At 34.7% G+C, this 25,325-nt stretch carries 24 protein-coding genes, 1 pseudogene and 1 riboswitch; of the genes and pseudogenes, 15 read left to right on the top strand and 10 right to left on the bottom strand.

What is annotated here, in order from left to right:
- Positions 1-189 precede the first annotated feature (189 nt).
- Both J8281_RS04210 and J8281_RS04205 read left to right on the top strand, forming a co-directional pair.
- Positions 190-522 (top strand): hypothetical protein, encoded by a 333-nt coding sequence (locus J8281_RS04210; protein ID WP_210196340.1) that lies wholly within the window; start codon positions 190-192, stop codon positions 520-522.
- A 410-nt stretch (positions 523-932) separates the two neighbouring features.
- A complete protein-coding gene (locus tag J8281_RS04205; RefSeq protein WP_210196339.1) occupies positions 933-2,285 on the top strand; it encodes a sigma-54 dependent transcriptional regulator in 1,353 nt (450 codons plus the stop codon).
- On the opposite strand, the gene J8281_RS04200 is transcribed toward J8281_RS04205, so the two are convergent.
- Entirely contained in the window at positions 2,282-4,708 is a 2,427-nt protein-coding gene (locus J8281_RS04200) for an ATP-binding protein (RefSeq protein ID WP_210196338.1), read from the bottom strand. The genes J8281_RS04205 and J8281_RS04200 overlap by 4 nt on opposite strands.
- Positions 4,709-5,261: 553 nt before the next feature.
- Here J8281_RS04200 and J8281_RS04195 point away from each other — a divergent pair.
- From J8281_RS04195 to thiH, 9 genes and pseudogenes are all read left to right on the top strand, one after another.
- Complete coding sequence (locus J8281_RS04195; protein WP_210196337.1) at positions 5,262-7,451, top strand: TonB-dependent receptor domain-containing protein; 2,190 nt, start codon at positions 5,262-5,264, stop codon at positions 7,449-7,451.
- 64 nt (positions 7,452-7,515) lie between these two features.
- Positions 7,516-7,617, top strand: a riboswitch (TPP riboswitch).
- A gap of 67 nt (positions 7,618-7,684) precedes the next feature.
- Positions 7,685-7,885 carry a sulfur carrier protein ThiS gene (thiS, locus tag J8281_RS04190; protein ID WP_210196336.1) on the top strand — a complete coding sequence of 67 codons (201 nt, stop codon included), beginning with the start codon at positions 7,685-7,687 and terminating at the stop codon, positions 7,883-7,885.
- Between the two features lie 155 nt (positions 7,886-8,040).
- Positions 8,041-9,900, top strand: coding sequence for a phosphomethylpyrimidine synthase ThiC (thiC, locus tag J8281_RS04185; protein WP_210196335.1), 1,860 nt, complete (start codon positions 8,041-8,043; stop codon positions 9,898-9,900).
- 18 nt (positions 9,901-9,918) lie between these two features.
- The gene (locus J8281_RS04180) at positions 9,919-10,530 is read left to right on the top strand and encodes a thiamine phosphate synthase (RefSeq protein WP_210196334.1); all 612 of its coding nucleotides are present in this window, start codon (positions 9,919-9,921) and stop codon (positions 10,528-10,530) included.
- Between the two features lie 4 nt (positions 10,531-10,534).
- On the top strand, positions 10,535-11,305 hold the full coding sequence (locus tag J8281_RS04175; protein ID WP_210196333.1) for a hydroxymethylpyrimidine/phosphomethylpyrimidine kinase: 771 nt from the start codon (positions 10,535-10,537) through the stop codon (positions 11,303-11,305).
- Between the two features lie 39 nt (positions 11,306-11,344).
- A pseudogene (locus J8281_RS04170) lies at positions 11,345-11,704 on the top strand (four helix bundle protein).
- A gap of 22 nt (positions 11,705-11,726) precedes the next feature.
- On the top strand, positions 11,727-12,350 hold the full coding sequence (locus tag J8281_RS04165) for a thiamine phosphate synthase (RefSeq protein WP_210196332.1): 624 nt from the start codon (positions 11,727-11,729) through the stop codon (positions 12,348-12,350).
- Positions 12,351-13,124 (top strand): thiazole synthase, encoded by a 774-nt coding sequence (locus J8281_RS04160; RefSeq protein WP_371812582.1) that lies wholly within the window; start codon positions 12,351-12,353, stop codon positions 13,122-13,124.
- Positions 13,117-14,238 carry a 2-iminoacetate synthase ThiH gene (gene thiH, locus J8281_RS04155; protein WP_210196330.1) on the top strand — a complete coding sequence of 374 codons (1,122 nt, stop codon included), beginning with the start codon at positions 13,117-13,119 and terminating at the stop codon, positions 14,236-14,238. Before J8281_RS04160 ends, thiH begins: the two co-directional genes overlap by 8 nt.
- A 10-nt stretch (positions 14,239-14,248) precedes the next feature.
- On the opposite strand, the gene J8281_RS04150 is transcribed toward thiH, so the two are convergent.
- On the bottom strand, positions 14,249-14,686 hold the full coding sequence (locus J8281_RS04150) for a hypothetical protein (RefSeq protein ID WP_210196329.1): 438 nt from the start codon (positions 14,684-14,686) through the stop codon (positions 14,249-14,251).
- Positions 14,687-14,805: 119 nt separating this feature from the next.
- Here J8281_RS04150 and greA point away from each other — a divergent pair, with 119 nt between their 5' ends.
- Positions 14,806-15,282 carry a transcription elongation factor GreA gene (greA, locus tag J8281_RS04145; protein WP_210196328.1) on the top strand — a complete coding sequence of 159 codons (477 nt, stop codon included), beginning with the start codon at positions 14,806-14,808 and terminating at the stop codon, positions 15,280-15,282.
- A 305-nt stretch (positions 15,283-15,587) separates the two neighbouring features.
- Here the strand turns inward: greA and rpmA are convergent, their stop codons facing one another.
- The 8 genes from rpmA to mutY all read right to left on the bottom strand — a co-directional run bounded on the left by rpmA (position 15,588) and on the right by mutY (position 22,210).
- Positions 15,588-15,848, bottom strand: coding sequence for a 50S ribosomal protein L27 (rpmA, locus tag J8281_RS04140; RefSeq protein WP_210196327.1), 261 nt, complete (start codon positions 15,846-15,848; stop codon positions 15,588-15,590).
- Between the two features lie 50 nt (positions 15,849-15,898).
- A complete protein-coding gene (rplU, locus tag J8281_RS04135; RefSeq protein ID WP_210196326.1) occupies positions 15,899-16,471 on the bottom strand; it encodes a 50S ribosomal protein L21 in 573 nt (190 codons plus the stop codon).
- A gap of 98 nt (positions 16,472-16,569) precedes the next feature.
- Entirely contained in the window at positions 16,570-17,043 is a 474-nt protein-coding gene (locus J8281_RS04130) for a DUF4199 domain-containing protein (protein ID WP_210196325.1), read from the bottom strand.
- A gap of 543 nt (positions 17,044-17,586) precedes the next feature.
- Complete coding sequence (locus tag J8281_RS04125) at positions 17,587-18,462, bottom strand: DMT family transporter (protein WP_210196324.1); 876 nt, start codon at positions 18,460-18,462, stop codon at positions 17,587-17,589.
- Positions 18,463-18,543: 81 nt separating this feature from the next.
- Positions 18,544-19,107: a gliding motility lipoprotein GldD gene (gene gldD / locus J8281_RS04120; RefSeq protein ID WP_210196323.1), complete on the bottom strand. Its 564-nt coding sequence runs from the start codon at positions 19,105-19,107 to the stop codon at positions 18,544-18,546.
- The gene (locus J8281_RS04115; RefSeq protein ID WP_210196322.1) at positions 19,100-20,431 is read right to left on the bottom strand and encodes a gliding motility-associated protein GldE; all 1,332 of its coding nucleotides are present in this window, start codon (positions 20,429-20,431) and stop codon (positions 19,100-19,102) included. The genes gldD and J8281_RS04115 overlap by 8 nt, the downstream gene beginning before the upstream one ends.
- Positions 20,432-20,455: 24 nt before the next feature.
- A complete protein-coding gene (locus J8281_RS04110; protein WP_210196321.1) occupies positions 20,456-20,917 on the bottom strand; it encodes a single-stranded DNA-binding protein in 462 nt (153 codons plus the stop codon).
- A 231-nt stretch (positions 20,918-21,148) separates the two neighbouring features.
- Complete coding sequence (gene mutY, locus J8281_RS04105; protein ID WP_210196320.1) at positions 21,149-22,210, bottom strand: A/G-specific adenine glycosylase; 1,062 nt, start codon at positions 22,208-22,210, stop codon at positions 21,149-21,151.
- A 131-nt stretch (positions 22,211-22,341) separates the two neighbouring features.
- On the opposite strand from mutY, the gene J8281_RS04100 reads away from it, so the two are divergent.
- The 3 genes from J8281_RS04100 (at position 22,342) to J8281_RS04090 (ending at position 25,164) form a co-directional block, all read left to right on the top strand.
- Complete coding sequence (locus tag J8281_RS04100; protein ID WP_024768281.1) at positions 22,342-22,632, top strand: HU family DNA-binding protein; 291 nt, start codon at positions 22,342-22,344, stop codon at positions 22,630-22,632.
- 288 nt (positions 22,633-22,920) lie between these two features.
- On the top strand, positions 22,921-24,459 hold the full coding sequence (locus J8281_RS04095; protein ID WP_210196319.1) for a ribonuclease E/G: 1,539 nt from the start codon (positions 22,921-22,923) through the stop codon (positions 24,457-24,459).
- A 168-nt stretch (positions 24,460-24,627) separates the two neighbouring features.
- Positions 24,628-25,164, top strand: coding sequence for a regulatory protein RecX (locus J8281_RS04090; RefSeq protein WP_371812579.1), 537 nt, complete (start codon positions 24,628-24,630; stop codon positions 25,162-25,164).
- The last annotated feature ends 161 nt before the right edge of the window (positions 25,165-25,325 follow it).

Raw genomic sequence — 25,325 nt, 5'->3', positions numbered from 1 at the left:
TCAGTTCTCTATAAATGTGTGTAATTTTTCTACACTTTTGTGTGTATTCCACGATTTATAATGGATTATTTATACCTAAGTTTTTATTTCAAAAAATTGATTTTCAGTTAGTTGTGTATTTTATCTATTGATCCAGAGTTTTGGAACAATTATTACTATCTGTTAAGTGTTGATTAATTCAATAACCCAATGAAAAAGTTACCAATGATAGTAATGATAGTAGTAAGTATCTTTTCTGCACAGGGTGCATTAGCTCAAGACGAATTAGCCATGAATAATCATCCTGAGTTTATAGATTATGAGTATGAATTACAAGAATATACTGAGGTAAAAGTGTTAGAGCTTCCGCTGGCCGTACATGAAACAATAGCGAGAAACTACCTTAGATTTGAAATTGCTGAAGCATATATTTCAAAAGATAATACCTATAAAATCGTATTAAAAGATCTTAACGAAAATACCAAAGTTGTATTTGCAAGCGCTAATGGCGAATTAATTAAGCCAAACGACAATAAATCTTAAATCTAGGGGTAGAAAAAGGATATCGTTTTGCAACCAAGAACGATATAAAGTTGTTTAGTGCTAAAAAAGAGACTCACTCCCAAGGGTCTCTTTTTTTATGTTTTTATTCGATCAAAGTGTGTTTTTAATCGTAATTTTATACTGAACTAATTTAAACTTTTTTGATTTAGGCAGGACCGACCAATTGGAAGGTGCCAGATGGTGCGATTGCAAAAGGTTTTGTGCTTGTATGAAGTAATTTTTTACTTGCATAGCAGCGCTACGGAAGTCATAAATTATAATATAGAAGTGCAAAACAGCATTTTTTTAGCAAACTGAAAAAAGTTTAAATCAGTTCACTATTAATTAGTAGTAGTAAACTTGCCTCGGGAAGTAATAAACCCTTTGGTGAGATCAATAAATCTTTCAACATGTCAAAAATACTTATTGTAGAGGATGATGTCGCTTTTTGTACGATGCTCAAAACTTTTTTACAAAAAAAGGACTATGAGGTGGTGACTGCGTTTTCTGGCAATGAAGCTATCCCAAAAATTAAGCAAGAGGTATTTGACGTGGTGTTGGCCGATGTACGACTACCTGACAGAGATGGAATCACTCTTTTGGATGAAATTCTGACCAACAACCCGTCTACCCAAGTAATTATCATGACAGGTTATGCCGAAATAAACATGGCCGTAAATGCTATAAAACTTGGTGCTTTCGACTATGTATCTAAACCTTTTAACCCCGATACTATTTTACAAACCATAGATAAGGCTTTACTTTCACATAAAAAGGGCGATACGCATAGAGAAAACAAAGTCAAGGTTCCCAAAAGAGTTTCCAACAGCACCAATGCTTCTTTTGTTAGAGGCGTTAGTGATGCTTCAAAAAAATTAAATGAATATGTGGCTTTGGTAGCTCCTACACGAATGTCTGTTCTCATTGTAGGAGATAGCGGTACGGGTAAAGAGTACGTAGCAAGTAGTATTCATAAATCGAGTAAACGTTCAGAAAAACCATTTGTACCTGTAGACTGCGGTGCGATACCCAAAGAAATTGCGTCTAGCGAATTTTTTGGTCATATCAAAGGATCGTTTACTGGGGCTGTTAATGACAAAGTAGGGCACTTTGAAGCCGCAAATGGTGGTACCTTATTTCTTGATGAAATAGGAAATTTAAGTTATGAACTACAGGTACAGTTATTACGAGCACTACAGGAACGGAAGATCAAACCTGTAGGTAGCAATAAAGAAATCGAAGTTGACATTCGGGTTATCGCTGCAACTAATGAGGATTTAAGTACAGCCGTAAAAGAAGGTGATTTTAGAGAAGATTTATACCATCGTTTAAATGAATTTACAATTAAAGTACCACCTCTAAAAGATAGAATTGAAGATTTAATGCTATTTGCCAATCATTTTCTTGAAGAATCTAACATGGAATTGGATAAAAACGTAGTAGGTTTTGCCGATGAGGTGTTAGAGGCTTTCAAAAAATATTATTGGCCCGGAAACCTTAGAGAGCTTAAAAATATAGTAAAGCGTTCTGTACTGCTTTCTCAAAAGGATATGATTACCCTTGATATTCTACCCAAAGATGTTGCCAATGCATCGCAAAACTCAAAACATACCTACGGATTGTTTAAAAATCAAAATGAGCAAGAACTTATTCTTGATGCACTAGAAAGAGCAAATGGTAATAAAGCCAAAGCCGCCAGAATGCTATCTATAGATCGCAAAACACTGTACAATAAATTAAAACAGTACGATATTAGCCTTTAATTCTCGACTTTGAGTTTACTTATTAGATCCTCTATTTTTTCTATACCTGCATGGGTTAATGATAAAATAGACAAGGTATCTAATTCATAATCATGCGGATGCTCTAATTTCATTAGAATCGGTACTACATCTTTTGCTTTTATTTGCTTAAACATAGGAAGCATTTTATGTGCAATCTTTTTTATGCTATTTATGTCTTTAAGTTCTACTTTTGATTTCAATTCGGCTATATTTTCAATAGTACTTTCGTAAAAAGTATCCAAAATTGCATATAGTGAATCAGAATCTCCGTGAGCAAACAACATTAAATCTTCTAAAGAATATGCGTCTGATAGATGGTCATGAATAGGGGTATCAGGATATGTATTCAGTGCTACACTTAATATTTCTGCAATAAGACGTATCAGCTCTTTTGGCGCATAAGGTTTTCGTAAACTTCCTGCAAATCCGGCTTCCTGATATGCAGTATATGAGATACCTGTTCTACCAGACAAAGCTATCACAGGTATACTCGAAAGAGACGTATCATCTTTTATCGCTTGTATGAGCTCAAATCCGTCCATTTTCGGCATCTGAATGTCGGTTAGTACCAAATCATAAGCGTTGTTCTGCAAGAAAGACATCGCCTCGGTACCATTTTTACATACATCATACGAGAGTCCTGCTAATGATGCTACTTCGCTCGTTAATGCTAGTTGACTTGGGTCATCGTCTACAATCAACACCTTTTTATTAGAAAAACTCTGAAGCTCAAAAACTTCAGGTTCTTCATCTGGTGCCAATGTGTGTGATAGTTTTATAGGAATTTGAAAAGTAAATTCACTTCCTTTATCAGGTTCGCTATCCAAACGAATAGTACCCTCTAATAATTCTATTATTTTTTTTGTAATAGCCAGACCCAGGCCAAAACCGCCGTACCGCTTTTCGGTATCTGCATCTCCTTGAGAAAATTCATTAAAAATATATTGCTGTTGCTTTTTTGTGATCCCAATCCCGGTATCTTTTACAGAGATGACCAATTGCTTTTCACCAACACCGTTTTCAAGGATCCTGCTCTCGACAGTTATAGCACCTTCATTAGTAAATTTATAAGCATTGTTCAATAAATTTGTAAGTACTTGTTTTATTCTAAAAGGATCGCCCAGAAATTGTTTGTTTAATTGATCATCGGTATAGATAAAAACGTCCAGATTTTTCTTATCGTTAATCGGAATTACACTAGAAACCGTATTTTCAATTAATTTTTTGGGTGAGAATGGCAGTTCTTCTATGATCATTCTGCCAGCTTCAAGTTTCGAGAGATCCAAAAGATCATTTACCAGATGTAAAATATAGTCTGACGATTTTTTTAAATGCTCAAGATAGTGTTTCTGTTTAGTGTCAAGTCCGGTTCTTTCTAGTAAATCTGAATATCCAATTACTGTATTTAGAGGAGAACGCAAATCATGAGTTACAGTATTGATCAAAGATTCTCTCGTTTTTAAAAGCGTTTCGGTGTATATTTTTTCTGCTTCGAGTTCGTTGCGATATTTCTGGCTGCGAGAAACGTCTTTTGTAATTAAAAACAAGAAAATGATCGCAATTAAAAAACTTACTGCAGCAATAATCAATATGATGTTAGAGGTAGTTTCTAGTACTTCGTTAGAGGCATCTAAACGCACAAAATATTGATTTCTTTCATTACGTTCGATAGCCGCAAGTAGATCTCTTAATTGTTTGGTAATAATTTGATCATTTTTTAGAAGATTGTTCTCTTTTGCTGAGATTTCGCGTTTATATTTTTTGTCTTTCTCCTCAAGCTCTGCCAATACTTGTTTTACAGATGTAGCAAGCGAATCTATTGTTTGATTGGTCAGGCGTTTTGCGTTATCCTGCTTTGTATACTCTAGGATATCGATAAGTGCTCTTTTGGTGCGTGCGTCGTATTTACCAAACCTTTCATCATAATTATCGTACCCCCCAAAACTTTTGTTTACTTTTTTTAATTCATCAATTGCTGTTTCGTATAATCCTTTTTGTTTTCGCTGTTCATAAATCCTAACAAGCTCTTTTAGGTTTTTATTTTTACTATCAATAAGGTACTTAATACTATCAATTTTTCGGGTCTGTAATGTATCATCTGAGATTTCAGAAACTTTATTGATCGTTTTAAGAATTGTATCTATTTTACTTTTATAGGTCTTAAATTTTACGACATCAGACGTTTGAATGATATTTCTTGTCAAACTCTCAGCCTCATATAAGCCGGTAATAGCTTCTCCAACCAGAAAGAGTTTTTCATTATTTTCACTTTTAATCTCGGTAATCTCTGTGTAATTAGTGATTTGACGATAAATAATCCAAAAAGCCGTTACAGCAAGTACCCCGGCAAGAAAATAGCCAGCAATAATTTTAGACGTAACAGATCGTTTAGTATTTTTCATGATTTCACCACTTACACTATCACAAACACTAGTTCATAATATTTCACACCCTTAAGTAAACTACCTCGAGATATTAGATCCTTTGACGATACCAATACATTAACTTCAAAATAAAACCCAAAGTATTTCCATTCAATGTCATTAGTAATAACTCAAAAAAGAAAAAAGCATTGCCTACAGGTATTCTATGAAATAAAGTTACAATAAATCAATAAAACATAGTACTTTTGCCGTTAAATCTCAAAGGGGTGCTTTTTTCCAGTTTTTGAGTTTTGAGTTCAGAGTTTTGAGTTTTTTAACTCGTAACTCGTAACTCGTAACTCGTAACTCGAATAGGCTGAGATCATACCCAATGAACCTGGGCGGGTAATGCTGCCAAGGGACAGCGGAGCAAAAAAGCGAATATACTTTTTGTGACGAGCGAGATGGTGCGGTAAAAATTTATATAACTATGATCAAATATAAATTCGCAAACCATTGCGCATTTACATATATCAATTAATTTTTAATAGCTGAATAATTACCCCTTTTATTCGTAAACCATAATTTACGAATGAAACGTTTATTATTTTATGTTGTATTTTTCTTTGCTTACGTAACAATGTTGGGCCAAGAAGTGCAAAAAGATTCTATTCCTGACGGAATGGAAAAACTAGATGAAGTGTTGGTGAAATCTGTGCGAGTAGATGCCGATTCGCCTATTACACACTCGAATTTATCCAAAGAAGAAATTGAAGAGCGCAATCTTGGTCAGGATATTCCAATATTATTAAATTATCTGCCAGGTGTGGTAACCACAACCGATGCCGGAACAGGAATCGGATATACTTACATAAGAGTTAGAGGTAGCGATGCCTCTCGCGTAAATGTAACATTAAACGGAATTCCGTTTAATGATGCAGAAAGTCAGGGTACATTTTGGGTAAATTTACCAGATTTTGCTTCATCAATCGAAGATTTGCAATTGCAACGAGGAGTAGGTACCTCAACTAATGGTTCTGGAGCTTTTGGGGCAAGTTTAAATTTATTAACAGACGCTGTTTCTGAAGAGGCTCGTGCAGAAATTGCAAACTCTTTTGGTTCATTTGGTACGCGTAGGCACAATGTTAAGTTTAGTACCGGGTTATTAAATGACCATATTGAAATTGCAGGTCGACTATCAAATATTGTCTCAGACGGTTATATAGATCGTGCTTTTGCAGATTTAAAATCCTATTTTCTACAAGGCTCGTATGTAGATGATAATACACTAATCAAAGCGATAATTTTTGGAGGTCATAATATTACCTATCAATCATGGGATGGTATAGATGCTGAAACTCTAGAAGAAAATAGAACATTTAACCCTATAGGGCGGTATACTGATGATGAGGGAAACACTCGTTTTTATGACAACGAAGTTGATGACTACAAACAAGATCATTATCAATTACATTGGAATCAAAGGTATAACAATAACTGGTCTACAAATCTAGGCTTAAATTATACGTACGGCAGAGGTTTTTTTGAGCAATATAGAGAGGATGAGGATTTTGCCGACTACGGCTTTACCCCGATCATTATTGCTAATGATACCATCAATACAACCGATCTGATCCGCCGTAGATGGTTAGACAACGATTTTTATGTAATTAATGCCACCGCAAATTACAAAAACAACACCATTGATGTTGATTTCGGAACATATTTTAGCCACTACGATGGTGATCATTTTGGAGAAGTGATATGGGCTCAAAATGCTGGCGGTTCTGAAATTCGCGATCAGTATTACTTCGGAAACGGAAAAAAAGATGAATTTACCATTTTCGGAAAAGCTACCTATAGAATTGATGATCAATGGAGTGCCTTTTTAGATCTTCAAGGTCGGTTTATCAACTATGATACTACAGGTGATGCTTCTACAGGAGAACCTCTAGTGATCGATGAAAACTTTAATTTCTTCAACCCTAAAGCAGGTTTTACGTATCAAATCAATCCTTCGCACCAGCTTTATGCTTCTTATGCCAGAGCGAACAGAGAACCTAGACGTGACGATTTTGAAAATGGTATTACTACTGCCGAGACCCTAAATGATTTCGAATTAGGATGGCGATACAATCATGAAAATACTGTAGTGAATGCCAATGTATATTACATGCAATATCAAAATCAATTGGTATTGACTGGTGCTTTAGACGATGTGGGAGCGCCTATTCGAGAAACAAGTGGTGAAAGTTATCGTTTAGGAATTGAAATTGATGCCGATATTCAGCTACTAAATGCATTTAGAATGAAACCTAATATCGCGCTTAGTACGAATAGAAATGTAGATTTTGTTGCGACAGTTGATGGTGCACTCACCAACTTAGGGGATACAGAAATTTCATATTCACCTAGTATAGTTGCAGGCAATATGCTTATTTACCAGCCTGCAAAAGGACTTCAACTTGGATTTCTGTCAAAGTTTGTGGGAGAACAGCAGCTTACAAATCTAGATAATGACAATCTCAAACTGGATAGCTTTTTTGTTAATGATTTGAATGTGGTTTACGAAATTAAAGGGTTTTCTGTTTTTAGATCAATAGTATTCACAGGATTGATCAATAATATATTTGATCTCGAATATGAATCGAATGGCTATGCTTTTGCATTAGGTGATTTCCCAGATAACCAAAGCGCTACAGGAGTGAGAACAGCATATTTTACTGGATTTTATCCTCAGGCAGGGATTAATTTCTTAGTCGGAGCAACATTAAAATTTTAAGAAAAAAGAGGTTAAAAAAATATTTTAACCTCTTTTTTCATCTAAGTTTCAGTATTTTTATATAAATAAACTTTAGGGGTGTCCTTAAACTTTGGTTTAGGTCTGAGAAATACCCTTTGAACCTGATGCGGTTAATACCGACGAAGGGAAAAGTTATAATCACAATTTTATTTGTGGTTTTTCTTCTCTATATAGGTAATGCTGCCTAAAGTTTATGGAAATAGTTTTAAAATATGACCGTAAACGTAAACAATCAAACACAATCAGTTTCCAAAAACAGCTCTGTACATGATTTGCTAGATGAGCTTCGTATTACTGCTAACGGAATAGCAGTTGCCATAAATAACACCGTAATTGGTAAAGATTATTGGTTAGAAACTGTACTTCAAGAAAATGATCAAGTAATCATTATTCAAGCAACACAAGGAGGCTAATAGTTTGTTCATAAGCAATTATGAGTCCCTTCTCTTTCGAGGGAGAAGGTTAAGATGAGGGTGTCACATCAAATCCCCTGATCTTACTTCTCTCTCTCCTTAAAAGGAGATATCATAAAATTAATAGAAAAGCTTAACACACAATTACGATATTCATGAAGAAAAAAGATACAGCACCACAGGAAAAGGTAATAACCACCAAACCATTTCCAAGTTCAAAAAAAATATATGTGCAAGGAAAAATACATCCTCAGATTCAGGTGGCGATGCGCGAAATTTCGCTCTCAGATACAGTAGATAGCTTTACGCAGAAAAGAACTCCAAATCAACCTGTAATTGTTTATGATACTAGTGGTCCCTACACAGATCCTTTAAAAAAGATAGATATTCATAACGGGATAGAGCGAATTCGCGAGCAATGGATTCTTGACAGGGGTAACGTAGAAGAACTTGATCATTTCACTTCAACATATTGCAATGAACGATTAAATGATAAAAGGTTAGACCATTTACGGTTTAATCATATACGTAAACCTAAACGAGCAAAAAAAGGAAAAAATGTTTCGCAAATGTATTATGCCAAACAGGGGATTATAACTCCTGAAATGGAGTATGTAGCCATTCGCGAAAATCAAAAAATACAAGAAGCCAAAAGGTTGTCAAAACAACATCCCGGACAAGATTTTGGAGCTAACATTCCAGAGGTTATCACGCCAGAGTTCGTTAGAAGCGAAATTGCAAGAGGTAGGGCCGTGATCCCTTCAAATATAAATCACCCAGAAAGCGAACCCATGATTTTGGGTAGAAATTTTTTGGTGAAAATCAATGCTAATATCGGAAACTCGGCTACCACATCAAGTATTGAAGAAGAAGTAGAAAAAGCAGTTTGGGCATGCCGATGGGGTGCAGATAATATCATGGACCTTTCTACAGGAAAAAATATTCATGAAACCAGAGAATGGATCATTCGCAATTCACCAGTACCCGTAGGCACAGTGCCTATATATCAAGCCTTAGAAAAAGTAAATGGTAAAGCCGAAGAGTTGACTTGGGATATCTTTAAAGATACCCTAATTGAACAAGCAGAACAAGGGGTAGATTATTTTACAATTCATGCCGGAGTTCGGCTAGCCTATGTGCCCATGACGGCCAAGCGTATTACTGGGATTGTTTCTAGAGGAGGGTCTATCATGGCAAAATGGTGTTTAGCACATCATAAAGAAAGTTTCTTATATACGCATTTTGAAGAGATTTGTGAGATTATGAAAACGTATGATGTAGCCTTCTCCTTAGGTGACGGACTACGTCCGGGGTGTATTGCCGATGCCAATGACGAGGCTCAATTTGCAGAATTAGAAACACTGGGAGAGTTAACCAAAATAGCCTGGAAACATGATGTACAAACTTTTATCGAAGGACCAGGGCATGTACCCATGCACATGATCAAAGCCAATATGGATAAGCAATTAGAAGCTTGTGGCGAAGCTCCTTTTTATACACTAGGGCCACTTACTACCGATATTGCACCTGGGTACGATCATATAACTTCTGGGATTGGAGCCGCTATGATTGGCTGGTACGGTACTGCAATGCTTTGTTACGTAACACCAAAAGAACATTTGGGATTACCCAACAAAGAAGATGTAAGAACAGGAGTAATTACCTATAAACTTGCAGCGCATGCGGCAGATTTGGCCAAAGGACATCCTGTAGCACAACATCGTGACGATGCCCTTAGTAAAGCGCGTTTTGAGTTTCGTTGGGAAGATCAGTTTAATCTTTCACTAGACCCAGAATTGGCCAGAGCATATCACGATGAGACATTGCCCGCCGAAGGTGCAAAAATTGCACATTTTTGTAGTATGTGTGGGCCAAAATTCTGTTCTATGAAAATCTCGCAAGAGGTAAGAGACTATGCAGCCAAAAAAGAAATTGATGATCAAAAAGCCCTTGAGAAAGGAATGCAGGAAAAAGCAAAAGAATTCAAAGAAAAAGGAAGCAAAGTTTATTTGTAAATCATAAAAAGGCTAATCATGCTAATCGTACTTACTTCAGAACGAGCAATAAAAAACGAAGCTGATCAAATTAATAAACTTTTTGAAAACGGTTTAGAAGTGCTTCATGTAAGGAAACCAATGATGGATTTAGAAAAATATAAAGCATTAATTCAAGAGGTTGAGCCTATATACCATGATCGCGTTGTACTACACCAATATCACGAATTGAGTACCGTGTTTTCATGTAAAGGCATACATCTTAAAGAACGGTTACGGCAATGCTTACAGCAAAATGTAAATACGTATGTAGAGGATTATAAAGCAAGAGGGTTAACCGTAAGTAGTGCTTTTCATTCTAAAGAAACTATTAAAAGTTGCGTAGTCGATTTTGACTATGTTTTGCTAAGTCCCGTTTTCAATTCAATTTCTAAGACAGATTACATAGGACAAGCTTTTAATGTTTGCGACTTAAAAGAAGTTGTCGTCGGAATGGGTGGTGTTAATCAACACACACTACAAAAAACATTCAATTTAGGATATAAAGGAGTAGGTATTTTAGGCGGAATTTGGAATTCGAAAAACCCTATAGAAAGTTTTATTGTACTATACAAAAAGTATACAACCATCTTTAAACAAATTAAACACTAAAAAATTGAAATCTCGCCCTTGTGCATTAACGATTGCTGGTTTTGATCCATCGAGTGGAGCCGGAGTTACGGCAGACATCAAAACCTTTGAAGCACTTAAAGTATATGGATTGGCGGTGTGCACGGCTAATACCATCCAAACTGATATTAATTTTAAAGCATGTTATTGGGTGAATATTGAAATCATTAAAACACAAATCGAAATTCTTTTTAATCGTTTTAAAATTGACGTTGTAAAAATTGGGATTGTGCAGAATTGGGAAGTTTTGCATAAGATTATCGATATACTTCTTCAAAAAAATCCAAAAGTAAAAATTGTGCTTGATCCAGTATTGAAAGCTAGCTCTAGTTTTGAGTTTCATAATTTATCATCAGAAACCCAAGAGAAAAGTGAAAAACGATTTGAGGTGATTTTAAACAAGGTCTATTTGCTAACTCCAAATTATCATGAAATCAAAGCGTTGTTTTTGAGCAAAAGTGTTGAAGAAACCATAAAATATATCCATAATAAAACCAATGTTTTACTCAAAGGCGGGCATATAAAGGATAATGTAGGAATAGATCATTTTTTTATCCATAACGGAAATCATTTTGTGCTAAATCCTAAGGGGAAAAATATATCAGACAAACATGGCAGTGGTTGCATACTTTCTTCAGCGATAACCGCTTATTTGGCTTTAGGTTTCCCAATACTGAAGGCTTGCTTTAAAGCAAAACGATATACTGAGCAAATTCTTCGGTCTAATAAAACCCTTCTTGGGTATCACAGAATATAGAATTTAAGAATTGAGTAGTAAGAAGTTAAGTTTAATAAAATGAATACATCAAAATCTTTTGAAGATCTAGTTGTTTGGCAAAAAGCACATCAGTTTGTTCTGAAAGTTTATGAACTGACACAAAATTTTCCCAATTCTGAAGTATATGGCTTATCGAGTCAATTTAGAAGAGCCTCAGTTTCTGTCGCGGCTAATATTGCAGAGGGATATTAAAAGAAAGGAACGAAAGATAAATTAAGATTTTTTAATATAGCTCAAGGTTCTTTGGAAGAATGTAGATATTATTTAATACTTACAAGAGATTTGTCATATCAAGAAAACATTAATGAAGAGGCTGATTTGTTAGTTGAAGTTAATAAACTTCTTAATGCTTACTGTAAAAAGATTCTTAACTCCTAAATTACTTAACTTCTGAATTCTTATGGAAAAATTACAGTATATCTCCCAAGGAAAAACACCAGATGAACATCTTTATAATATCATCAAAGTATGCAAAGCAGGTGGTAAATGGATTCAGCTTAGACTAAAAGATGTTGATCTCGCTACAAGTATCAATACGGCTATTCGGTGTAGAGAAATTTGTGATCAATTTGGTGCAATAATGATTGTGAATGATAAAGTCGATGTTGCCAAAATTGTAGGGGCTGATGGTGTGCATTTAGGTTTGCAAGACATGAATCCAAAAGATGCGCGTAATGTATTGGGAGATAATTTTATTATAGGGGGAACCGCAAATACTGTTGATCATTGCTTACAACATAGTGAAGCTGGAGTTAATTATATAGGGTTAGGCCCATTTCGATTTACGACCACAAAAAAAGAATTAAGTCCCGTTTTAGGAATTGAAGGATATGAGCAGATTCTTAAAGAATTAAAAAATAACATTGTAAACGTTCCTATTGTAGCCGTAGGAGGAATAAAACAAGAAGATATAGATATCCTTATGCGAATTGGAATTTCGGGGGTGGCTGTTTCGGGGATGCTTACAAAAGATGAAAACCTAAAAGAAAGAATTAATACCATAAAAAACACATTGAACTCTTAGATTATGGATACATTAAAAATAGCGGATAAAGAGTTTCGATCTCGCCTATTTACCGGGACTGGTAAATTCAGTTCTTCGCAACTTATGAAAGACGCTCTATTGACTTCTGAAAGTGAATTAGTTACAGTGGCTTTAAAACGAGTGGATGTCACTAACGAAAATGATGACATTTTATATCATATTTATCATCCACAACTTAATTTATTGCCGAATACTTCAGGAGTTCGTGATGCTAAAGAAGCAATTCTTGCAGCACAAATGGCAAGAGAGGCTTTAGAAACCAATTGGATAAAACTAGAAATTCATCCGGATCCCAAATACTTATTACCAGACCCGATAGAGACTTTAAAAGCAGCAGAAGAATTGGTAAAATTAGGCTTTGTGGTCATGCCTTACATTCATGCCGACCCCGTTTTGTGCAAACGATTAGAAGAAGTGGGTACACAGTGTGTGATGCCTTTAGGAGCCCCCATTGGCAGTAATAAAGGTTTAAAAACATTAGATTTTCTTGAGATTATTATAGACCAGAGTAATGTTCCTGTGATTGTAGATGCTGGTATAGGCAGTCCTTCTCATGCTGCTCATGCTATGGAGATAGGTGCAGATGCCGTACTGGTAAATACAGCAATTGCGGTATCTCAACAACCAGTTGAAATGGCAAAAGCTTTTAAATTGGCAGTAGAAGCAGGTAGGTTAGCCTATAAAGCAAAACTTGCTCCGGTAAAAAACCATGCAGAAGCGAGTAGTCCCTTAACAAGTTTTTTAAATGAATAGCTTTAAAAACATATTCGGTCAGTTTCAATGGGATGAAGTTTTAGATAGTATAATGTCTAAGAATGAGGTAGATGTTCTTCGCGCTCTAAGTACTTCAAAGAGAACTTTAGACGATTTCAAAGCATTAATTTCTCCTGCGGCAAGACCATATTTAGAAAATATGGCGCAGCTAAGTAGTGCTATTACAAAAAAACGTTTTGGAAATACGATGCAGATGTATGCCCCCATGTATTTGAGTAACGAATGCCAGAATATATGCACGTATTGTGGTTTCAGTATGACCAATGCAATTCCTAGAAAAACGCTTACAAATGAAGAAATTTTAAAGGAAACTGATTTTCTTAAATCAAAGGGTTACGATCACGTTCTTTTGGTTACCGGCGAAGCTAACAAAACGGTTGGTGTTGACTATATAAACAACGCTATTCAACTGATACAATCAAAATTTGCAAATATTTCGATAGAAGTACAACCTATGGATCAGGAGGATTATGAACCGTTAATCAAAAGTGGTCTTTATGCAGTATTGGTCTACCAAGAGACGTATCATAAGTCAGCATACAGAAAACATCACCCTAAGGGCAGAAAATCCAATTTTAATTATCGATTAGAAACTCCGGATCGGTTGGGTAGAGCAGGAATTCATAAAATAGGATTAGGCGCTCTTTTTGGGCTTGAGGATTGGAGAGCAGATAGCTTTTTTACAGCGTTACATTTACAATATTTACAGAAAACCTATTGGAAAACCAAATATTCTATATCCTTCCCTAGACTACGGCCTTATAGTGGCGGTTTAGAGCCCAAAGTCGAAATGACAGATGTCGATTTGGTACAGTTGATATGTGCCTATAGATTGCTAGATGAAGATGTTGAGTTATCAATGTCTACAAGAGAAAGTGAGAATTTTAGAGAAAATAGTATTAATCTGGGCATCACATCTATAAGTGCAGCATCAAAAACAAATCCTGGCGGATATGTGGTACAACCCGAATCTTTAGAGCAATTCGAAATATCAGACGAAAGACCTACCGAAAAATTCGCAGAGCTATTAAAAAACAAAGGTTTTGAAGTCGTTTGGAAAGATTGGCATTACAATTGGCAACAATTCGAGTAATATTTTAGCACTAGTTGGTAACGGTTAAAATATTTCCGTCCCGTCGAATACGATATTGCAAAAGTGCAAACCCACCTTCTCCTTGAATCTGTTGTCCGAATGACGTAATTTCATAGATATTTTCATTTCCATTACAATTCGAAGAAGCTCTGGATCCTTCTACTGTTAATGTAGAACAAGCAAGACTTGGATCTAGGTTTGGATCACTCAATTCGTAAGCAAAAAATTGAGTCCCGTCCTGATTGTATAGTATCACACCTTTTAAACCTCTTCCGGCAGTTCTTTCTACTTCAATTCCTCCAGGAAATTCCAATCTATTGTATTGCGGTAAATTGAGATTAACTTGAAAATTAACGGATACACTAGGTAGAAATGGATTATTAGGACCATCATCACTATTGCAAGAGAAAATTAAGGATATACAGATCAAAAAAACTATCTTTTTCATAACGCTGTTATTGTTTTGCCAAATTACGTAAATTTATAAACCTCAGTAAAATTTTTGTTATCTTTGAAAAAAAATCCCATCCCGATGGGATTTTTTGTATTTATATAAACGATGAAGTTATGAGCAAAGTATCTTATTATACTGCAGAAGGGCTAAAAAAATTAAGAGACGAATTGAATCATCTTAAAGATATCGAACGTCCAAAAGCGTCGCAAGCTATAGCAGAGGCTCGTGATAAGGGAGATCTAAGTGAAAATGCTGAGTATGATGCTGCAAAAGAGGCTCAGGGACTTTTGGAAATGAGAATTTCTAAATTAGAAGAAACGCTGGCTGGTGCTCGTTTGATTGATGAATCTCAGCTTGATACATCAAAGGTTTTAATTCATTCTACCGTAAAAATAAAAAATCAAACTAATGGTGCTAATATGACCTATAAGTTAGTCGCGCAAAGTGAAGCTGATCTTAAATCGGGTAAGATTTCTGTAGATTCACCTATCGGAAAAGGTCTTTTAGGAAAAAGTGTTGGTGAGGTAGCAGAAATACAGGTCCCCAATGGGATCATGAAGTTTGATGTTATTGAAATTACAAGAGAATAAACTACCTTGTAAGCCCACGAGGCATTCATTGAAAACAATTCTTCAATTTCGAGGTAAGCCTCGGGATATCATATCCTTTGGCAGTGCCAGCAAAAGCAGCTATTGATTAGCCAATCTAATATTTAAAAGAGTTTTCACATTTGATTATAGAACACATAAAGATGTAATCCTTGAGTAGTAGTGACCACAACACTATATAATCAGGATTTACTACTACCAAAAATAATAAGAAAAAATGTAACAAAATTAAAAAACCCTCTTTAGCGGATTGCTAAAGAGGGTTTTTACTTTAAAATCATATTTTCTTAAGCTTCGAATGGTTCTATAGACACATACGACTTATTATCTTTTTTCTTAGTGAATTTTACGATACCATCAACTTTGGCATGTAGTGTATGATCTTTACCTGCATACACATTTTCACCTGGTTTGTGGGCTGTACCTCTTTGTCTTACAATGATGTTACCAGCCACGGCAGCTTGTCCACCAAATATCTTTACACCTAAGCGTTTCGATTCTGATTCTCTACCGTTTTTCGAACTACCAACTCCTTTTTTATGAGCCATTTTCTTTAGGTTTTATATGGTTAATACTCGTAGTGTTACCTACCGTCGTTTTATTTTGCTTGTAAAGCCTCAATTAATTCTGCTTTCTTCATAGAAGATATTCCAGAAATTCCGGCAGCTTTTGCCATTTCTTTCAATTCAGCTACGGTTTTAGTGCTCAAATCTTCAGTTTTTCCTTTTGGCGCCTCTTCTTTTTTAAGAGCCGCTGTCTTAGGCTTAGCTTCAGTTTTTGGAGCAGCCGCTTTCACTTCTTTTTCTGCTTTTGGTTCAGCTTTTTTAGTTTCTTTTTTAGGAGCAGCTTTCTTAGCTCCAGAAGTTACAATGCTTTCAATAACAATTTCAGTAAGCGCCTGACGATGACCATTTTTTACACGGTATCCTTTTCGTCTCTTCTTTTTGAAAACAATAACTTTATCACCTTTAAGGTGTCTTGTGATTTTTGCTCCTACCTGAGCTCCATCTATAGCTGGGGCGCCTAAAGTAATCGAGTCTCCATCTGCAGCAAGAAGAACTTTGTCAAAAGAAACTTTATCTCCTTCTTCTCCTGCTAAACGATGTACAAATACTTTTTGGTCTTTTGCAACTTTAAATTGCTGCCCTGCTATCTCTACAATTGCGTACATAGCGTAACATTTAATTAATTATTTTAACTACAAGAACATCACCTATTTTAAATAGGCGGGTGCAAATATACTGTTAATTAATTAATTGACAAATTATTTTATGCTTCGACTGGAGACGCTTTAGTGTTTTTTGTCTGATTCCAACTTTCTTTAAATAATTGCATAAATGATAGTGTAAGCACAAAGGTAGTGGCAAATCCCATAATTGCTGCAATAAATACTACAATACCGACTCCTACATGATAGTGAGAGCTCCAATTAGCTAGCATTTCTGGCAAGAAATCAGTATTGATATGCGTAACGTATATGGCGAAAAAAATGGTGAAAATAAGCGTGGCATTAAAACCGGTAAATAATCCAGCCATAAAACCTTTTTGATATTCATAATCGCTTCCTTTTTCTTTCTTATATTTTTTCATAGCTGTGTATAATCCAAAAGCTACAATAAAGCCATTACCTAAGCTGAAAACCGGGTTTGTTTGAACACCTACAAGCGAAAGAAGTGAAAAATATACAATCAGACCAATTGCGATTACTATTCCGTATATAACGGGAAGAGTGGATTTTTTCATGCGTTTAAATTTTATTAATTATTTGATAATTCGTTAATTATAAAGTTGAGAACGTAAGTAACCGCTACGCTCTCACACTAAAAATTTTAAACATTCCCTTAAGTGAAGAAACTTATTACTATTCGTTTCATACGTTTAAATCTTTTTAATTGTTTGGAAACGAAATAATTAAAAAATTGAGAACGTATGTAAGCGCTACGCTCTCACATTAAAAATTTTAAACATTCCCTTTTGTGAAGTAATTTTTAAAATTTATTAATGCTCGTTTCATTTGTTCAAAATTTTTATAGTATACTCGATAATCAAGATTGAAATACATCTAAGTTCGTCTACAAAGGTGAAGAAATCAAAATCTGTTAGTCAAAAGAATAGTTTTTTAATACACTAAGATATAACGATTAGTAAATCACAAACTAACTTTTGATCAGAATTGAATTTTACATGTACTTATTTCAGAATTTCAAGCTTTTTCTCTTAAAAATAAGAATTTAAGAACGTTTTAACCTTAAAAGCTTGTTAATTTAGAAAAATGACCGTGAAAAACTACCTGTTTTTATTCGTTAAATACACCCCGAAAATAATAACGCCCGATGCTAAGAGTTGATAACCCGAAAATTTTTCGCCATCCCACAATCCCCAAATTAGGGCTATTATCGGCATCGTATAAGTAACAGAACTTGCAAAAACAGGAGTGCTAATTTGAACTAATTTATTGAACATAATTTTGGCAATGCCAGTACCAAAAATGGCTAATAGCGCCATATATCCAATACTGGTCTGCATCTTATCATCTGTCAGAATTTCTGGAGTAAAGAAACCTGATGCTATTAATATCAAAAACGCTGGTATAATAAGTACAATAAAATTACCATTTGCAATAGCCATAGGTGAGACTTGTTGTAGATGTCGCTTTATGATATTAACATTGGTTCCATATCCAAATGTCGCAAGAATAACCAAAAGCGCATAGCTATAGTTTTGATCCGGATTAATGATAGCACCTTCCCAAACTAATCCAACACTTCCAACAAGACCAATAATGACACCTACAAGTTGATTCTTATTAAAGTGGATAGAAAACAATACAATACCAAGTATAAATGTAATTAGAGGAGTTAATGAGTTAAGAATCGAAGTTATCCCACTATCAATTTCAGTTTCTGCAAAAGCAAACAAAAAAGCGGGTATAAAGGTTCCTACACATGCAGAGATAGCGATCCATTTCCATTCTTTTTTTCGAATAGATCGAATACTTTTTATACCTATGGAAAATAAAAAGAGTGCAGCAAAAACTGTTCGTAATGCGCCCAATTGTAGGGGTGAAAGACCAATAAGTGCTTTTTTAATTAAAATGAAAGAACTTCCCCAGATTAATGATAGCACGGTTAAGTAAATCCACTTAAGCTTTATATTTTGCATTCCCTTACCTTAAGTGCGAAAATTATGAAATTATCAACGCATTCGACTTCTTTTGGAATAAAATTAACTATAATTTTTAGCTTATTCTTTCCATCGTAATGATTCCATTAAATGTCGCATATCATTTCGTAAATAATCTGCTGCCGGAAGGATGGAATCATAATTGGGTTTTACCTTAAAATATATAGAACCCACTAGAAAATGTGTAACACTATCGGTAAGATAAAATTGTGATTGTGATGCGGCATCGCCTGAAACTTCGTAAAACATACCATATACTTTATTTTTAGGATCGGCATAAGGTTCTTGTAAAATTCCGTCAGCTTTTACAACGTGCTCTTGTGTTAAGTTTTGTGCATCTCTTAGCAAAGCATCTAAGTTGTTTCTTACCTCATAATAAGAAATGTATAGTGTTGCTTTTAGTTTTTTATACTCTAAATTATACCAGCATTTTTTGTTCCGTATTGCTTTTTGTAGTTCTGAAAATTCATTTTTTTCAAAAACATACGGACAGGGTGATACCACTTCTATGTACTTGGGAGTAGGATAGCTTAGCCTTAACATTCCCTTTGGTTTTGGCAGGACCTCGTCACCACACGAATACAGCCCTAATGAAACCATAATAATGATAAGATAGCTACGCATCGTTGTCTTCTTTTATCGTAAGTTTTACTTGTTTTATTCGCTTATTATCTAATGCTTCAATTTTAAAAACATAGCGATCTAAAGCTAATTTTTCTCCTCGCCTAGGAAAATTACCTGATATTTCGAGTAGAAGACCGGCAATAGTTTCAGAATCTCCTTTTTTATTTTCAAAAACGCTAGAATCTTCAAGCTTTAAAATCTTATAAAAATCTTTGAGTGCGGTTCTTCCTTCAAAAACAAAATTATGATCATCAAGCTTAGAGAATATTAGATTTTCATCATCAAATTCATCACTTATATCACCTACAATTTCTTCTATAATATCTTCAAGAGAAATTAATCCGCTTGTACCACCATACTCATCAACAACGATAGCCAAATGATTTTTTTTATCCTTGAAGTCATTGAGCAAATCATCTAACTTTTTATTCTCTGGTACAAAATACGGATCCCTTAACAAAGAGACCCAGTCAAAGTTACTTTTATTTACATGGGGTAATAAATCTTTTACATATAAAATACCTACTACATTATCTATATTTTCTTCAAATACCGGAATTCTAGAATATTCATTTTCTACAATTTGAGGCATGATTTCTTTATAGGTACTAGCATTATTGAGTGCAAAAATATCTATTCGCGGTTTCATCACTTGTTTTGTATCTGTATTGCCAAAAGATACAATACCCTCGAGTATTTTCTTTTCTTCTATTGTTGTATCTTGATCTGATGTAAGCTCGAGTGCCTGGGATAATTGATCCACACTCAAATTTGATTTTTGTTTTCCTAATCTATTATGAATCCCAACGGTTATTCTACGCATTGGAAGACTTATCGGGGACAATATCCAGTCTAAAACACCAAGAGGTTTTGCCATAAATTTGGAAAACTTTACCCGGTTTCTACTTGCATAAATTTTAGGAAGAATTTCTCCAAATAGCAAAATTAAAAAGGTAGCTACACCAACCTCAACAACAAATCGCACATTAATCCAGCCCAACCAATAATAATTGAGGTCCTTAAAATACACCTCGCCAATAGCGTCGAACAAAAGCACAATGGCGATGTTAATAAAATTATTAGCGACCAGTATGGTAGCCAATAACTTTTTAGGATTACTCAATAGCTTTGCAATGATTTCGCCATTTTTCGTATCAGTCTCTTCTTCTTTTACATCTTTTGAAGTTAAAGAAAATAAAGCGACTTCGCTACCAGATATTAACGCAGAACTAACAAGTAATGTGATGAGCAACACCAAATTAAAGGTTTGCATCCAATCAAAAACTAGTAACAAAATGAATATCGGTTCAGGATCAGGGTCCAAATTCTTTGGGTTTAATTAAACATATCAGAACGGAAGATCGTCTTCTTCTTGAGTTACTACAGTATTAGAAGAGCTTGCCTGCGCAGAAACAACAGGAGCACTTGATTGAGGTATATACTGCGGTGCAGATCCAGAAGGCTGATTTTCGTTTTTTGGAGTTAAAAAAGTAAAGTCTGTGCACTGTATTTCTGTGCTGTACCTGTCTTTACCTTGATCATCTTGCCATTTTCTGGTCTTAAGGCGACCTTCGATATACACTTTATCTCCTTTATTTAAGTATTTTTCGCAAATTTCTGCAGCTTTATTTCTAACCACAATGTTATGCCACTCTGTTGAAGTTACTCGTTCATTTGTAGACTTATTCACATAAGAATCATTAGTTGCGAGCGGAAATCTGCCTATACAGTTTCCTCCCTCAAAATAATGCATCTTTACTTCATCACCTGTATGCCCTATAAGCATTACTTTATTTAATGTTCCTGACATGGTTTATTGTTTAAAATTTTAAAGTAGCAAAGAAATAATAACCAATTTAAATAACGCTACATTCGTACAACTTATTTTTTATTCGTTTATCAAAATCTGCGTTGCTAAGTAAATGTAATAAAAATTTGATAAATATTTATCCTCGGAAGGTAACAGAGTAGCAAAACCAGTGTTTGTATATTTCGTAGTAAAAAAAGTTATACTTATTTGCGATGGTCTTTTACCATTATTTTACGCTTTCAACAAGAAAAAAGAGTCAATAAAATTACCCAACAGTATGGGAACAGGATACTGATGTATCTCTTCAAGAGTAACAACTTTTTGATGTTCTTCTACTGCAGGGATGTTCTTTGTCGTAATTATATAAAATTTAGTAAATAAGTGTTGATGGGACAATTTATGAATGATATACTCGTCATTATATGGTGTTATGTCATATGATGTCTTTTTAATCATATCTAAAAATACACGGTTAGACGTGATACTATCCTTAACGTTATCTTGATTTTCAATTAGAGGAAACTCGTATAAACCTTGCCATATCCCATTTCCTTTACGCTGTCGAATTATAGTTTGCTTTTCGTTGATGATAAACACCAAATAATTGAAGTATCGTTTTTTGATCTTTAACTTTTTCAGTTTAACAGGTAATTGATTAATCTTAGCCTGTTTCAATGCTTCGCAACTGTCATTAAACGGACAAACAATACAATATGGATTTTTTGGTTTACACTGTAACGCCCCAAACTCCATTATAGCTTGATTGTAATTCGCAGGATTTTCATGATCAATTAGTTCACTGGCCAATTCTTTAAATTCTTTTATACCCTTTGTACTATTAATAGGTGTCGTTATACCAAAATATCGAGATAACACCCTATACACATTCCCATCTACAACCGGTACCACCTCATTATAGCAAATTGAAGCGATAGCACTTGCTGTATAATCTCCTACTCCTTTTAATTCGAGCAGCCCTTTATAGGTTTTAGGAAACACCCCCTTTAATTTACTAGCCACATATTTTGCTGTCGTATGTAAATTTCTCGCTCTCGAATAATATCCGAGTCCTTGCCATAACTTTAATACTTCTTCTTCCTTGGCATTGGCTAGATCAAAAACAGTTGGATAGGTTTGAGTAAACGACAAATAATAAGGTAATCCTTGAGCAACTCTAGTTTGTTGTAATATAATTTCGCTAAGCCAAATATGATAAGGATCTGTGGTTGTTCTCCATGGCATTGCTCTTTTATTATGTAAGTACCACGTTATGAGTTTTTTAGAAAATTTCATTACAAAAATGTTTGTTTTGCAAAATTAATCGAATAAAGATGATAATTTCATCTTAAGTATTGATATTTTGGAATTTAAATTCATATATTTGCCCCCTTGAAAATTTAAAAAACCCCTAAACTAGGAATATAATGACTAAAGCAGATATCGTAGCAAAAATTTCAGAAAAGCTAGGAATAGAAAAAGGAGATGTTCAAGCCACTGTGGAAACCTTTATGGAAGAAGTAAAAAGTTCTTTAGAGAGCGGAGACAATGTTTATCTAAGAGGTTTTGGAAGTTTTATTATCAAAACCAGAGCAGAAAAAACTGGGCGTAATATTTCAAAAAATACGACTATCAAAATTCCTGCACACAACATACCTGCGTTTAAGCCAGCTAAGGTATTTGTGGAAGGTGTAAAAACAAACGTAGAAGTTAAATAATAATAAATAAACAGTATACACTATGCCAAGTGGTAAAAAACGAAAAAGACACAAGGTAGCTACGCATAAGCGTAAAAAAAGAAGAAGAGCCAATCGCCATAAGAAAAAGTAGTTTTCTAACTACTTTTTCTAGTTAAAAGTAATGTTCTTTGAAATCGAAATAAAACAATCATGACTACCGAATTATATGTTTTATTTCAACGGAATTATAAAAATTCCTGTGAAAAATTTGTTTAATCCATTCCGATGCCCTGTAATTATGGGGAGCGGGATAAAAATCTTATCAGAGTGAACAAAGAATTGATCATTAGATCCGGTTCCTCTACGGATTTTGCCTTACTAAAGGATGGAAAACTGATTGAATTACATAAGGAAGAAGACGACAGCAATTTCTCTGTAGGTGATATATTTATCGCCAAAATCAGAAAATCTGTTCCTGGTCTTAATGCCGCATTTGTTAATGTAGGCTACGAGAAAGATGCATTTTTGCATTATCATGATCTGGGTCCTCAAGTTTCTTCTTTACTTAAATTCATCAAGCGTGTAAGCACAGGTAAATTGAAAAATTATTCTCTAAAGGATTTTCCTTTGGAAAATGATATTGACAAACACGGTACGATAACCAACGTGTTAAAATCAAATCAATCGCTACTCGTACAAATCGTAAAGGAACCTATATCCACCAAAGGCCCTCGAATAAGCTCAGAGCTTTCGATTGCCGGAAGATATATTGTGTTAGTTCCTTTTTCTAGTAGAATTTCTATCTCTCAAAAAATAGAATCTTCAGAAGAAAAAGAACGTTTAAAGAGACTTGTAAAAAGTATCAAACCCAAAGGTTTCGGAGTTATTGTTCGTACCGTAGCAGAAGGCAAGAAAGTAGCAGAACTAGACAAAGATTTGCAAAATCTGGTGGATCGTTGGAAAGCTATGTGTAAAAAATTATACAAAGCACATCATCCATCAAAAGTGTTAGGTGAAATGAATAGAGCATCCTCTATTTTAAGAGATGTATTTAACGACACCTTTACTTCTATTGTTGTAGATGATGAAGATCTCTGCAACAGAATCAAAGAGTATCTGCAAGAAATTGCACCCAAAAAAGAATCAATCGTAAAACTTCATAACGCTAAAGTACCTATTTTTGAAAAATATGGTATCGAAAGGCAAATCAAAACAAGTTTTGGTAAGACGGTTTCAATGAGTAAGGGAGCCTATTTAGTTATCGAGCATACAGAAGCTATGCATGTTATCGATGTAAATAGCGGTAACCGTTCTAATAAAGCCAAAAACCAAGAAGATACTGCACTAGAAGTTAATCTTATAAGTGCAGCTGAAGTAGCCCGACAATTACGTCTTCGAGATATGGGAGGTATTATTGTAGTCGATTTTATAGACATGAATAATTCTGATAATCGCAGAACGCTTTTCAATCATCTGCGAGAAGAGATGAAAGATGACAGGGCAAAGCATAAAATTTTACCGCCAAGTAAATTTGGCTTGATTCAAATCACACGACAACGTGTGCGACCAGAAATGAATATCAAAACTCGCGAGGATGATCCTAGCGGAATTAATGGCGAAGTTGAGGCGCCAATAGTCTTGATAGAAAAGATTAAGGTCGAATTAGAAAAATTAATAAAAAAAGAGCATAAAAAGATCACACTAAGTGCGCATCCTTTTATAGCCGCTTTTTTAACAAAAGGATTTCCATCTACCCGATCAAAATGGTTTTTTGACCATAAACGATGGGTAAAAATTGTACCTAGAGACGCTTACACGTATTTAGAATATCATTTTCACGACAAAAACGGTGAATTGATAAAGTAAAAACTGAAACCCGGCTTTGTAAGCTGGGTTTTTTTGTTTCATACCAGTTCTCGACTGAGCCTGTCCTGAGCTCTGGCGAAGGGCTCGACCAGATTGGCAAAAGTAAACGAATATCATGCAACAAAATAACAATCGGACTCAGGTTAATACCAAAATGAGCATAAAACAATGGCCCTCGAAAAGAGATCGGGTTACCAAGAAATTGTTAGTATCTTTGCAATAATGCATCAAAAAACAACACAATTTGTAACTGTAGCTGAAGCTCTAAAAAAAATGGAGCGGTTTTGTGCGTATCAAGAACGATGTCATAAAGAGATAGAGACCAAACTACATACGATGACATTAATCCCCGAAGCTAAAGAAAAAATTATTTTACATCTTTTGGCACATGATTTTTTAAACGAAGAGCGGTTTGCCAAAAGTTTTGCCAGAGGCAAATTTCGTATCAAAAACTGGGGGAGACAACGTATTACAAAAGAACTTAAATACCGCGAAATTTCGAATTATAATATTAAGACAGCGCTAAAAGAAATTCCTGAACATGAGTATATCAATTCATTTCATCGTCTAGCTGAAAAAAAACTTGCTTCCCTTCAAGAAAGTAATCCCTATAAAAAACGAAAAAAACTTGCCGACTTTCTATTGTATCGAGGCTGGGAAACACATCTGGTTTTTCAAAAGGTTAACGAGTTAATTCCGTTTTGAAAACCAGTCTTCTTTTGTGCTCAAGACTTGATCATCTCATACCAAATTCACTTAAATTTTAAGCTAATACACGAGTTTAACTTAATATAGTTGCAGATCAAAATTGCTATCCAATATGAACTTGTATACTATTGGTAAACTGAACCTGTAAAGATTGTACC

The sequence above is a fragment of the Aquimarina sp. U1-2 genome (genome assembly GCF_017897595.1).
Lineage (GTDB): Bacteria > Bacteroidota > Bacteroidia > Flavobacteriales > Flavobacteriaceae > Aquimarina.
The sequence above is the reverse complement of the archived record's forward strand: the minus strand, read 5'-3'. Positions and strand labels throughout refer to the sequence as shown.